The sequence below is a fragment of the Ruegeria sp. D6 genome, from assembly GCF_056534365.1.
Genome location: NZ_JBQFPH010000005.1, coordinates 315,226 through 327,944 on the forward strand (window position 1 = coordinate 315,226; position 12,719 = coordinate 327,944).

Annotated in this window: 9 protein-coding genes; 3 read left to right on the forward strand and 6 right to left on the reverse strand. The window is 59.6% G+C overall.

Annotated features, from left to right (window positions below; translation table 11 throughout):
* Positions 1–37: 37 nt before the first annotated feature.
* The 3 genes from ACR0A1_RS17630 to yaaA all read left to right on the forward strand — a co-directional run bounded on the left by ACR0A1_RS17630 (position 38) and on the right by yaaA (position 3,247).
* Complete coding sequence (locus tag ACR0A1_RS17630) at positions 38–325, forward strand: YggT family protein (RefSeq protein WP_170394943.1); 288 nt, start codon at positions 38–40, stop codon at positions 323–325.
* Positions 326–403: 78 nt separating this feature from the next.
* Positions 404–2,443 (forward strand): DNA helicase RecQ, encoded by a 2,040-nt coding sequence (gene recQ, locus ACR0A1_RS17635; protein WP_480868590.1) that lies wholly within the window; start codon positions 404–406, stop codon positions 2,441–2,443.
* A 33-nt stretch (positions 2,444–2,476) separates the two neighbouring features.
* Positions 2,477–3,247: a peroxide stress protein YaaA gene (gene yaaA, locus ACR0A1_RS17640; RefSeq protein ID WP_480868591.1), complete on the forward strand. Its 771-nt coding sequence runs from the start codon at positions 2,477–2,479 to the stop codon at positions 3,245–3,247.
* Here yaaA and ACR0A1_RS17645 read toward each other — a convergent pair.
* From ACR0A1_RS17645 to ACR0A1_RS17670, 6 genes are all read right to left on the reverse strand, one after another.
* Complete coding sequence (locus tag ACR0A1_RS17645) at positions 3,238–3,699, reverse strand: VOC family protein (RefSeq protein WP_480868593.1); 462 nt, start codon at positions 3,697–3,699, stop codon at positions 3,238–3,240. The genes yaaA and ACR0A1_RS17645 overlap by 10 nt on opposite strands.
* A gap of 9 nt (positions 3,700–3,708) precedes the next feature.
* Entirely contained in the window at positions 3,709–5,922 is a 2,214-nt protein-coding gene (locus tag ACR0A1_RS17650; protein WP_480868595.1) for a response regulator, read from the reverse strand.
* A gap of 67 nt (positions 5,923–5,989) precedes the next feature.
* Positions 5,990–8,032, reverse strand: a complete 2,043-nt coding sequence (locus tag ACR0A1_RS17655) for a hypothetical protein (RefSeq protein WP_480868597.1) — start codon at positions 8,030–8,032, stop codon at positions 5,990–5,992.
* Entirely contained in the window at positions 8,029–10,791 is a 2,763-nt protein-coding gene (locus ACR0A1_RS17660) for a DUF4159 domain-containing protein (RefSeq protein WP_480868599.1), read from the reverse strand. Before ACR0A1_RS17660 ends, ACR0A1_RS17655 begins: the two co-directional genes overlap by 4 nt.
* Entirely contained in the window at positions 10,788–11,663 is an 876-nt protein-coding gene (locus ACR0A1_RS17665; protein ID WP_480868601.1) for a DUF58 domain-containing protein, read from the reverse strand. The genes ACR0A1_RS17660 and ACR0A1_RS17665 overlap by 4 nt, the downstream gene beginning before the upstream one ends.
* On the reverse strand, positions 11,660–12,667 hold the full coding sequence (locus tag ACR0A1_RS17670) for an AAA family ATPase (protein WP_170394959.1): 1,008 nt from the start codon (positions 12,665–12,667) through the stop codon (positions 11,660–11,662). Before ACR0A1_RS17670 ends, ACR0A1_RS17665 begins: the two co-directional genes overlap by 4 nt.
* Positions 12,668–12,719: the final 52 nt, after the last annotated feature.

Here is a 12,719-nt window from a genome sequence, read left to right on the forward strand (position 1 = left end):
CGCTTAGGTCTCAGGACAATTGACGAACGGAGTGCCCATGCTGTCGCTGATCCAAATCCTTCTGCTGATCCTGGACATTGTCTGGTTCATCATCCTTGCCCATGTGATCATGAGCTGGCTGATCAACTTCCAGGTGCTGAACCTGCACCAGCAACTGGTGGCGCAAATCTGGTACGGACTGAACCGTTTGTTAGAGCCGATCTACGGCCCCATTCGCCGCATTCTGCCCGCCATGGGCGGTCTGGATCTGACCCCTCTGGTGGTGCTGATCGGGGTCTATGCGTTGCGGATAATCCTGATCAACAACGCGGTCTATTTCTACTGACCTCTTGTTCACCGAATCTTAGTATGTGATGGTCCTGTCTTAAGAGCAGATAAACCATAAAACAGGACCCTCCGTCGCATGTTCGACTCCGCACCCTTGTTGCGAGACGTTTTCGGATTCGACGACTTCCGCCCCGGTCAGGAAGAGATCGTCGACGCCGTGACCGCAGGTGAAAACGTGCTGGCGATCATGCCCACTGGTGGGGGCAAGTCCTTATGTTTCCAATTACCTGCGTTGCTGCGAGACGGCGTGACTGTTGTGATCTCTCCGCTGATCGCCTTGATGCGCGATCAGGTGCGTGGGCTGCAGGAAGCCGGTGTCGAGGCGGGCGCGCTCACCTCGGGCAACACCCTCGAAGAAACTGATGCGGTGTGGGACGCATTAGAGGCTGGACGGCTCAAGCTTCTGTATATGGCGCCCGAGCGTCTGGCCGCCGGGTCGGCGCTGGGGATGCTGCGCAGGATCAACGTCAATCTTATCGCGGTGGATGAAGCCCATTGTGTCAGCCAATGGGGCCACGATTTCCGCCCTGATTATCTGCGGATCGGAGAGCTGCGGCGCGCTTTGAATGTGCCCCTCGCCGCGTTCACCGCGACAGCGGATGCGGAAACGCAGGACGAGATCGTCGAAAAACTGTTCGACGGAGTCGCGCCGCGCAAATTCCTGCGGGGGTTCGACAGGCCGAATATCCATCTGGCTTTTGCCGCCAAGGATGGACCGCGCAAACAGATCCTCGATTTCGCTGCCGCGCGCAAAACCCAGTCCGGCATCGTCTATTGCGGGACCCGCAACAAGACCGAGGTGCTGGCGCAAGCCCTGCGCGCCGAAGGTCACACGGCCTGCCACTATCACGGCGGGATGGAGGCCGAGGATCGCCGCATCGTGGAAGCTCGCTTTGCGCGCGAGGACGGGCTGATTGTCGTCGCTACGGTCGCCTTTGGCATGGGTATCGACAAGCCGGACATCCGCTGGGTCGCCCATGCGGATTTGCCGAAATCGATCGAGGCCTATTATCAAGAAATCGGTCGCGCCGGACGCGATGGTGGACCAGCCGAGACCCTGACCCTGTTCGGGCCAGATGATATCCGTCTGAGACGCTCACAGATCGACGAAGGGCTAGCCCCACCTGAACGGCGCATGGCGGATCATGCGCGTCTTAACGCGCTGCTGGGATTGGCCGAAGCACTGAAATGCCGCCGCCAGAGCTTGCTGGGGTATTTTGGGGAACAGGCTGAACCCTGCGGCAAGTGCGATCTCTGCGACAACCCGCCTGAAGTCTTCGACGGCACAACGCCCGTCCGCATGGCTCTGTCCGCCATTCTACGCACCGAGGAATGGTTCGGCGCAGGTCATCTGATCGACATTCTGCTTGCCAACGAGACTGATAAAATTCGCGCACGGCGACACGACAATCTGTCCACCTACGGCATCGGCAAGGACTGGTCGCGCCCACAATGGCAAGCGATCTTCCGGCAGATGATGGGCCATGATTTGGTGCGCCCCGACCCTGAACGCCACGGCGCGCTGCGTATGACAGAAACCGCCAAACCCATCCTGAAAGGTGAGGCGCAGATCGATCTGCGCAAGGATACCATCCGCAAAGCCACCCGACGACCCGCTGTCAAAGCGATGGTGTCCGAGGAAGACGCGCCGCTGCTCTCGGCGCTCAAGGCCAAACGTCGCGCATTGGCCGAGGCCGCGCGGGTTCCGGCCTACGTCATCTTCCCAGATCGCACCCTGATCGAGATGGCGGAAACCCGACCCGCAAGTCTGGACGATATGGCCCGGATCAGCGGTATCGGGGCGAAAAAGCTGGAACGCTACGGTGCGACCTTCCTTGAAGTGCTGACCGGCGCGGTGGAAGAGCTGCATCCCGCAAGGCGCAAACTTGCTGGCCGCAATCAGGGCGACATTTACGATCAGTTGCTTGAGGTTCAATCACAGTTGTCGCGCGGCCCCGACGGGATCGACAAGCCGCTCAGCTGCACGGCCTCGCAACTGGCGAAAGTGGCGCAGCTGCGCCCGGATGATCCACGAGCGATGGAGCAGGTTCTGGGCGACCGTCGTCACGAAAGGTTTGGCGCGGCGTTTCTGGACGTGCTGCAACAGGCGGGCTAGATACGCCTGAGCAGGCGAGAAACGAGGGCGGATATGCTGGTAGTGATTTCCCCGGCCAAGCGGCTGGATTGGGCAGAACGAAACGTCGAAGTGACCCAACCCGATTTTCAGGATGACGCGATCCGCTTGTCGAAGACCGCACGCAATCTGACCTTGGGCGATTTGAAAAAACTGATGGACCTAAGCGACGACTTGGCACGCCTGAACCGCGACCGGTACCGCGTGTTCTCGGACGCGCCCGATGCGGTGGCGACGCGCCCTGCGGCCCTGGCCTTTGCGGGTGATACCTATCAAGGTCTTGAAGCTGCGTCGCTGGACGCCGACGAAATGGCCTGGGCACAGGATCATTTGCGCATCCTGTCCGGGCTTTATGGCGTATTGCGCCCGCTGGATGCCATTCAGGCCTATCGGCTTGAGATGGGCAGCAAACTGAAAACAAGGCGCGGAAAAAACCTGTACGAATATTGGCGCGATCAGCTAAGCAAGGTGCTGAACGCGCAGGCCGCCGAAACTGACAGCAAGGTTCTGGTGAACTGCGCCAGTCAGGAATACTTCGGCGCGGTCGACCTGAAGGCACTGAAGCTGCCAGTTGTGACCCCGGTCTTCATGGAGGACAAGGGCGGCACCCCCAAGATCGTCAGCTTCTTTGCCAAGAAAGCGCGCGGTGCGATGGCACGCTACATCATCCAGCACCGCCTGACCGATCCCAGTGGCCTGTTGGATTTCGACAGCGGTGGTTATGAATACAGGGCAGATCTGTCTGACGACTACAAACCTGTGTTTGTTCGCCCCTATCAGGCCTGATCAAGCAGTGAAGGGTCGTAGGCTACAAGCTCAACGGTGTTCCCTTCGGGGTCTTGGGTGAAGATACCGCGCCAGCCGATCCAGCCGAAATGCTCGACCCGATAAGGCTGGTCGATCTGGTCGTACCAGCGCATGACAGCATCCTGTTCGACAAAGGGCAGCGACAGCGCGATATGGTGCAGGGCCGAGGCACCCCCTGTTACTGGCACTGCCGCGCCAGTCTGGCCCGATCCACGCTCAAAGCCAACAGACTGGTGAAACAGGGCCAGCACCTGTGTATGTCCACCAAACCCTTCGGCAATCCGAAAAAAGGTGATGGCGCTGTTATGGTCGCCTTGCAATCGCTGCAACCCGATCACCTTCTCATAGAAATACACCATTGCCGCCATATCGGCGCAGCGAATTGCAATCTCACCCAATCCCCGGGGGCGAAAACCGCGCTCATCTGACATAAATCGATCCTATTCCGTACTTTCACCTTCTGCACCGACCAATTGGGCATCGGCTGGACGATGTTCCAGTATCATCTTGTGGATCAGTTTCTTGTGCAACGGTTTGGTCAGATAATGATCAAGCCCGGCTGCCAGTATGCCCTGATCATCCCCTGTCATGGCATGGGCCGTCAGGGCCACTATGGGAACATGTCGATCCGTTCCGATCTCGCGACGCCGGATTTCACCCGTCGCCTCTTTCCCATCCATCTTGGGCATCGAGATATCCATGAAAATCAGGTCCGGGTCGAAACTGGCGAAGGTTTCGATCGCCTCCAACCCATTGGAGACGAATTTCAAATCGATATTCAGATCTTTGGTCATCTTTTGAAGGATCAGTTGATTGGTTCGATTGTCCTCGGCTGCCAGAACCCGCATCAGCCTCTGATTCTGCGGAACTTGCGCATGAGTCTCGGGATCAGCGACGCAGTCGTCACTGCGATCCGACTTGAATACGGGAGCGCCCAGCGCCATCAGCCGTGAATACAGCTCGGCGCGCGGGATGGGCTTTTGCAACACGCCGTCAATCAGGCGATGGGCCGGGTCGGCATGAATCACACCCGGATTGGCCGACATCACCACAATTGGCAGATCACCCCATCCTTTGTCGCGCAGTGTTGTGGCGAGTTCCAGACCGTCCATGTCCGGCAGATCGTGATCGCACAGCACCAGATCAATAGTTTTGTCCATTGCAGAAAGCGCTTCAGCCCCTGTTGAACACGTGAGCGCCTGAGACCCAAGGCGGCTCAGTTGTTTGGTCAGAATGGCGCGGTTGACGGCCATATCCTCGACCACCAGAACCTGGCCCAACTGCCCCGCCAGATCGGGCGGAACGGGCTGCGGACCTTCGGCCGTGGGCAGTGTGATACGGAAACCAAAGCAAGATCCTTTGCCCGCGTCGCTTTCGACCCAGACGGCACCGCCCATCATCGAGATCAGCCGCTTGGTGATTGCCAGCCCCAAACCCGTGCCTTCGAATTGGCGGTTCTGAGCATCCTCAACCTGATTGAATTCACCAAAGATGTGCGGGACCTTGTCGGCTTTGATTCCGATACCCGTATCCTCGATGGCCACGTGGATGTCGCAGGTTTCAGTTGTCGCGTCGGGAACGCCGGTCACCCGAATAAGGACATGGCCCTGCGCGGTAAACTTCACTGCATTGCCGACAAGGTTGGTCAGAATCTGCCGAATCCGCCCCGGATCCCCCACAAAAAGCGTCGGCAGGAACAGGTCATAGTCCACCAGCAAGGTCAGGCCCTTGTCGCGTACGCTGGGTTGCAACAGCATCGCGACCTCAAGGATACAGCGCTCCAAATCGAACTGTTCGGGGTGCAGCGTCAACTTGTCGGCCTCGATCTTGGAATAGTCGAGGACATCGTTGATGATGACCAGCAAAGCCTCGCCCGAATTGCGAATTGTGCTTACATAGAGCCTTTGTTCTTCGTTCATCGGGGTTTCGGTCAGCAGTTCGGTCATACCGACGATCCCGTTCATCGGCGTGCGAATCTCATGGCTCATATTGGCCAGAAAGGCGGATTTGGCGCGGTTTGCGGCCTCGGCCCGTTCACGTGCAGCGTTTAGCTCGGCCTCATGCCGGACCGAGGCTGTGATGTTCAACGCCAGGCTCAGCACGTCACCGCCGTGGCCCCGCTGATCAATCAGCCGGATATATTGGCTGTTCCACAACTGGATCACCTCGGGTTCGGGGTGCGGTTGCGCCCAGCGTGCAAGCATACGCGCCTGCCAGTCCGCGATATTTTCCGCGCCGATGTCCACGATCCCTTCATGGGTCAGAATTTCGAGAATACGCGTGTAGCTGATCCCCGGCGCGACCTCTTCCAGCCCATCGAAAACGCTTAGGTAAGCGGCGTTGGCACCGATCAGTGTGTTGTTGCCGTCGAAAAAGGCAAACCCGTCAGGGATGGTCTGGATCGAATGCCACAGGCGGCGTTCAGCCACTTCGATCTTGGCATTGGCTACGGTCAGATCGGATTTGACCTTTTCGTTTTCATCGCGAACCGTCGCAACCTCGGCCTGAGTCTCATCGATCTGACGTGTCAATGCGATAGCATGACGTCCCAATTTGCGGTTGGCAGCAGACAACTCGGCCTGTTTCAGATGCAACAACCGCTCGGCCGCCAGTCGTGCGCGCCGTTCCTGCGCCAGTTTCTCAGCAAGACTCATGTAAAGTTTTCCCGCGATAATCTGCTCAGAGCATCGCGGTAGAGCATGAAAAAGTGCTTAAGCAGCGTTAGCGACGTCCCTCGCGCAACCAACCGGCCAAGAGGAACCCACCGGCCAGCAACAGCACCAGCCAGGGTGGAAGCAACCCGGCCTGTGTAACATCGCGGGTTTCATAGGCGTCGCGCGGGGTCAGACCGATCCAGCCCCGACCTGCTGCCGGTCGGCCCGCACGGACATTCCGGATTGAGGGCAGACCCTCTTCCAACCGGATCGTTCCCCCGCGCAGGCTGGCCAGAACGGGGCTTAGAATCTCATCGGTCGCGATCGTGCGCTCGAATTCCTTTGGTGCAGCAGGACCAAGACCGATCACGGCAGAATGCGCACCCTCTTCCAGACGGTACAGGCCAATTTCAGGGCCGAAGTACTGCGCCTCGAACCGACCGGGCGAGACTTCGTTTAGCGTAATCTCCAAGGTGTCGCCGTTGGGGAGGGTGACGGTGACCGGGCCAACCTCATCCTCCAGCGTTTGACGGATAATACGCATGGACTGGCCGTTCGCTTCGGCCCACAGCGCCTCTTCCTCAAGCTCGGGTTCTTTCATCATCCAATGCGCCAGCCTGCGGAGTAGTTCCAGCTGCGGGCCACCGCCCTCAAAGCCGCGGCTCCATAGCCAGGCGTGGTCTGATGCCATCAGCGCCACACGGCCTTCACCCACGCGATCCAACAGCAGCAACGGACGATCATCCACGCCGGTCATGAGCATATTGCCGGACAGCTGGCTGACATCGATCTGGCGCAGCCAAGCGCCCCAAGTCTCAGCATCGCCCAGATCAGCAGTAACCGGATGACGCTGGCCCAGATCGGTGACCATGGGCACGTACCGTTCCTCGTAAACCCGCGCACTGGGTTTTGCGGGCAGGACCGGCCCAAGAGGGGATCGGTACAGGCTGTCCGCCGTGGCAAAATCAGGGCCAGCAGCGACCAGCACCGCGCCACCATTGACGATATAGTCGCCAACATTATCCAGATAGATCGCAGGCAGGATGCCGCGCCGCTTGTAGCGGTCAAAGATGATCAGGTCGAAATCATTGATCTTCTCCAGAAACAACTCTCGCGTTGGGAAGGCAATTAGTGAGAGCTCATCCACCGGTACGCCATCCTGTTTTTCCGGCGGCCGGAGGATGGTAAAATGGACCAAATCAACCGAGCTGTCAGATTTCAGCAGGTTGCGCCAAGTACGCCCGCCCGGATGCGGCTCGCCCGATACCAGCAGAACACGCAGGCGATCCCGCACACCGTTCATCTGGATCAGAGCCGTGTTGTTGCGGTCGGTCAGTTCGCCCTCGGCCTGCGGGACCGTGAACTGGATGACGTTCCGACCACCATGCGGCAGCGTGATCGGGAGCTCGACGTCCAGACCGATTGGAATGGTGAACTGCTCGGGTTCACCTCCATCGACGGATATCTCAAGCGGAGCGTTAGTAACTCCAGCAGGCGCAGCGCCAGTATCTTCGACGCGCAGGGTCAGGGTCACGGGTTCACCGATAATGGCGAAGGCTGGGGCGTTACGCACGATCAGGCGCCGATCCCAATCGCCTTCCCGCCCGGTCTGCAACAGATGCATTGGAGCAGGCAGGTCGGGTGCCAGGTCTGCATCATGAACGATGCCGTCTGACACCACGATAATGCCCGCAATCCGCGCACGGGGTTCTTCGGCCAGCGCCGCGTTCAGCGCAGCCATGACCTGCGTGCCCTCGTCACCATCGCCGTCACCAACCTGGATGCGGCGCAGCTCGGTATTTTCTCGAGCTTCGATCTCGGTCGCGAGGTCGTTGGCAGCCTGAGCAGTCTGTTCGGCACGATCCGATAGGGTTTGACTGGCGCTTTCATCTTCAATCATCAACACGATGTCGGTAAGCGGCGCGCGATCTTCGACCTGATAAACAGGACCGCTAAGCGCCCCGAGGATGACCAAGGCCGCCAAGCCGCGCAGGGCCCAGCCCGACAGACCGCGCCAAAGCGCCAGAACCACACCTGACATGGCAATCAATGCCACGGCTGCCAGAAACGGCCACGGGATTAGCGGGTCAAATATGACGGTTCCGGTCATTGTCCCAACCTGTCCAAAAGCGCGGGCACGTGAACCTGATCGGATTTGTAATTCCCGGTCAGCACATGCATTACCAGATTAACCCCAAACCGATTGGCCAACTCGCGCTGTCGTTCTCCGGCATAACCGCGACCCACGGGCAACAGGGACTGACCGTTGCGATCCACCGCCCAGGCCCCGGCCCAGTCATTACCGCCGATCACCACCGGGGTCACGTTATCGTTGAGGTTTCGGAAGGGCATTCCTTCGATCTGCTCGGCATCGGGTGGCGCGGCTTCGACCCAGACCTCGGTGCCAGAATATCGTCCGGGAAAATCCTGCAACAGGTAGAAGGCGCGAGTCAGCACGTGGTCACGCGGAACAGGCTCTAACGAGGGGATATTCAGCGGTGCCGCCAGCTGTTGTAGCTTGCGCCCATTGGGACTGGAGGCCCCGAAACCGGCGATATCGGCATCGCGCGTGTCAAACAGGATCATCCCACCCGACCGCAGATAGGCGTTGAGCTTTGCATAAGCTTCAATCGAGGGCTGCGGCTGGTCCGGAGTAACAGGCCAATAGAGCAGCGGAAAGAATGCAAGCTCATCACGTTCAAGGTCGATGCCAATCGGGTCGGCGGGTTCGACCGAAGTGCGAAAATGCAGCGTCTGCACCAACCCGCGCAGCCCGGCCAGCGCGATATCGTCGACCTGAGCATTCCCGGTAAGTACATGGGCCAGCACAAGCTCATGCGTCGCGTTCAATGCAAAATCGGTGTCTTCAGGGGTCTGTGCCCGCACCTCGGGGGCAAGGAACAGGGCAGCAAGCGCAAATGCAACAGGGGTTGCCTTGGCCAAGCGCCCCGACAACGCCAAAGAGGCAATCACATCGATTGTCAGCAACAACAATGCAAGGCCAAGCAACAGCCCTTCCAACGGAGTCTCATTGCTGATCTCCTGACCCCGGATTGGGACGTCAGACGGCCAGATCACCGGGGATAGTACAGCATCCTCGGCAAGAACATTCCGCGCCAGTTTCTGCTTGCCGTTTTCATAAAGCCCCGGGCGCAGGTCCGGCCCGATTTGCCCAGAAACCAGTTCGTCTCCATCGACACCGGGCAGCGTTCCTGCGTCAGTCAAAACACCGAAGCCATCCATTATTTGAATCGGCTCCCATACGGTGCCCTGCATCTGAGCCTCTTGACGCGATTTGGCAGCAGAGGCAACGGCAAGCCGGTCGAGCATTTCGACAAACAGCCCGGACAGCGGCAGGCTGGACCATTCCGCATCAGCCGTGACATGGAACAGAACCACCTGCCCCAGCCCCAGCGGTTTTCGGGTCACCAATGGTGTGCCATCCGACAGTGACGCAATGACCCGATCCGCTAAATTAGGGTCTGGTTGTGCCATGACCTGAGTGGTCACAGAGACGTCCGCAGGAATCTCCAACCCATAGAACGGCGAGTTTTCAGTGAACGGAGCAAGCCCCTTCGCTTCACCCCAGCTCATGGCGCCGCCGACCGAGCGGCCACCGCTACGAAGTCGAACCGGCAACAGTGCATCCTCAGTATCGCGCCCCAGATCGCTGGCGGCCATGCGTGGGCCGGCAAAGCGCAGCAGCAGGCCGCCCTGTTCAACCCATTCGACGACTTCAGCCTGTTCCGACTCGGACAGCTTGGCCACATCCGCCAATACGATCACATCCGGGTTAGCGGGGAGAACCTCGGCCAGGCCGCCTTCGACAAAATCAGCGGTCGGAATCAGCACCTGTGTCAGGTAGTGAAGCGGCGACAGTAACTCTAACCCTTCGCGGTTCAGGGTGCCTGCGATCAATGCCACTTCGCGCCGACGCAGGCTGTCATCTGTCAGTGTAATGGCACCGGCAGAGCGCTGGCCTTGAATCTCGAACCGTGTAATGCGTGCGCGCAGTTCCGATGGAAGCGCAAGATCAATTTCCGCCTGCGTAGAGCCGTTTTCGAACTCAAGATTGGTCGATTGCAGCACCCGCATTGCTCCTGCCGGGTCGCGCCCTTGCGCCAGAACGGTGACTCTTTCCTCTGGTCCTGGATTAGCGCGCTGTACGCTTAATCGGATTGCGCCGTCCTGATAGGTGGCGGGCAAGATCGCGGTAACGGGTGCAGAGGATTGGTAGACAATCACGTCCCCACGCGCCTGTAGGGCAGAAGTCAAACGATCATGGCCGACATAGGACAGACGGTCGCTGAACCAATGGGTGTCGAAGCCACCTTCGACCTGTCCCAACGCGATCAGAGTTTGGTCAATCTGCGCTTGGGTTGGTTGCCACGGCATCGGTGTAAGGCCCGGCAGACGCCCACGCCACGCCTCGGCGGCCTGAAACACAGGTGCCTCAGGCTCAGTCAGACGCAAGATCGACACAGGACGACCCGCCCGCCCGGCTTCCGTCAATTGCGCATCAATCTGATCAAGTGTCGAGGACCAACGTGTCGCGCCCCCCCAGCTTGCATCCAGCAACAGCAGAAGCGGCCCAGATCCGGTCTCATCGCGTGAGGGGTTCAACACCGGCCCTGCCAGCCCGATGATGATCGCTGCGGCTGCCAGCATCCGCAGTAGCAGCAACCACCATGGTGTACGGTCCGAAACGCTTTCATCATCCTTAAGGCCCAGCAACAAGGTAACCGCAGGGAACAGTCGGCGGATCGGCGCAGGCGGAACAGCGCGCAGGATCAGCCACAGGATCGGCAGGGTCAAAAGGCCCAGCAGCACCCATGGCGCGGTAAAGCCGATGCCTGCAAGAACCGTCATTGCGCACCCCCATCTAAGGCGCGATAAAGCCACAACAGAGCCGATTGAGCACTGTCACCGGTGTGATGGAGCCCCATCTGCCATCCGGTCGCACGACAAAGCTGCGTCAGCGCGTCCTTACGCTGCGCAAGGCGATCCAGATAACGATCACGCAGGTCTGCGGCCTTCAAGGTTTCATGTCGAGCGGTGCCACCAACACTTTCAAAAATGGTACGTCCCGAATAGGGAAAGGACTCCTCGCTGGGGTCCAGAACCTGCAGCAACACGCCGCGCACGCCCCGGTCAGCGGCTTTGGTAAGGGCCAGCTCGACCTCGTCCAGCGGCCCAAGAAAATCCGAGATAAACACCGCACGCGCATGCGGGATCATGGCGCGGTGTTCGGGTGGCGCGTAATCGGTTTGCGCATCTTCAGACCAGGCTTGGGCCAGCCGAATGATCTGAGCATTCCCCCTGCGCGGGGGCAGCGTCGTGCCAGTCAGACCAACGCGCTCGCCGCCACGCACAAGCAAGATAGCGGTCGACAGCCCCAGCAGGCGCGCACGATCGGCCTTGGTCGGCAAGTTCTTGTCCGAAGCAAACCGCATCGACGCGCCCTGATCGACCCAAAGCATGATCGACTGTGCAATCTGCCATTCGCGCACACGTACAAACTGCTGATCACCACGGGCCGAACGGCGATGGTCGATCAACCGGCGACTGTCGCCAATCTGCGCAGGGCGGTACTGCCAGAAATCATCCCCCAGACCCGAGCGTCTCCGCCCGTGATCGCCCAATAAAACGGTTCCGGCCAGATGCTCGGCCCGCGCCAATAACGGCGGCAACCGGGACGCTTCGGCCTCGGAGCGTTCGCGTAGGGTCTGGGCGGCGCTCACGCCGCGGCCTCAGTTCGGACCAGCCCAGTAGCGGTGGACTCAATCAGGTCAGAGAGGCTGTCACCACGTGCCCGCGCCGCGAAGTTCAACGCCATACGGTGGCTGAGAACCGGACGCGCCATGGTCAGAACATCCTCGGCATTGGGGGCCAAACGGCCTTCCAGCATCGCATTTGCGCGCACGGTCATCATCAGAGCCTGCGCAGCGCGCGGTCCGGGACCCCAGGCAACAGTTTCCTTCACCCGCTCTGACACACCTGCCTCATCCGGGCGGAAGGCGCGGACCAGATCGAGGATCAGTTCGACAACCGACTCTCCTACAGGCATCCGGCGCAACAGAACCTGTGCGGCCAGCAATTCTTCTTTGGTGAAAATCTGATGCGCCTCGGCTTCCTCAACACCCGTGGTAGCCAGCAGAATATCACGCTCGGTCTGGCGATCCGGATATTCCACGTCGACCTGCACTAGAAACCGGTCCAGTTGAGCTTCGGGCAATGGATAGGTCCCTTCCTGCTCAATCGGGTTCTGCGTTGCCAGCACATGGAACGGTACGCCCAATTCGCGGTCTTCGCCCGCGACTGTCACCGTACGCTCTTGCATCGCCTGCAACAGCGCCGATTGGGTCCGGGGACTGGCACGGTTGATCTCGTCCGCCATCAGCAACTCACAGAAAATCGGGCCGGAGATGAAGCGGAAATGGCGGCTGCCATCTTCGGCAGTATCCAGCACTTCCGAGCCCAGAATATCAGCAGGCATCAGGTCCGGCGTGAACTGGATGCGGTTGCCATGCAGGCCCATCACGGTCGAAAGCGTCTCGACCAACCGCGTCTTGCCCAGCCCCGGCAGACCGATCAGCAGCGCGTGACCGCCGCACAAAAGCGCGGTCAGAGTCAGGTCCACGACCTTCTCCTGCCCGATAAAGCGGCGGGTGATCGAGGATTTGGCCTCTTGCAGCTTGTTTTCCAGCGCTTCGATCTCGGACACGAGGTCGGCAGGTTCGGACATGAGGTTCCCTTCCGTGGACTGTTATGATTGAAGTGTATCGCGCTGAGAGGAA

Coding starts and splice junctions, on each gene's coding strand:
- ACR0A1_RS17630 (WP_170394943.1), top strand. CDS start 38: ATGCTGTCGCTGATCCAAATCCTTCTGCTGATCCTGGACATTGTCTGG.
- recQ (WP_480868590.1), top strand. CDS start 404: ATGTTCGACTCCGCACCCTTGTTGCGAGACGTTTTCGGATTCGACGAC.
- yaaA (WP_480868591.1), top strand. CDS start 2,477: ATGCTGGTAGTGATTTCCCCGGCCAAGCGGCTGGATTGGGCAGAACGA.
- ACR0A1_RS17645 (WP_480868593.1), bottom strand. CDS start 3,699: ATGTCAGATGAGCGCGGTTTTCGCCCCCGGGGATTGGGTGAGATTGCA.
- ACR0A1_RS17650 (WP_480868595.1), bottom strand. CDS start 5,922: ATGAGTCTTGCTGAGAAACTGGCGCAGGAACGGCGCGCACGACTGGCG.
- ACR0A1_RS17655 (WP_480868597.1), bottom strand. CDS start 8,032: ATGACCGGAACCGTCATATTTGACCCGCTAATCCCGTGGCCGTTTCTG.
- ACR0A1_RS17660 (WP_480868599.1), bottom strand. CDS start 10,791: ATGACGGTTCTTGCAGGCATCGGCTTTACCGCGCCATGGGTGCTGCTG.
- ACR0A1_RS17670 (WP_170394959.1), bottom strand. CDS start 12,667: ATGTCCGAACCTGCCGACCTCGTGTCCGAGATCGAAGCGCTGGAAAAC.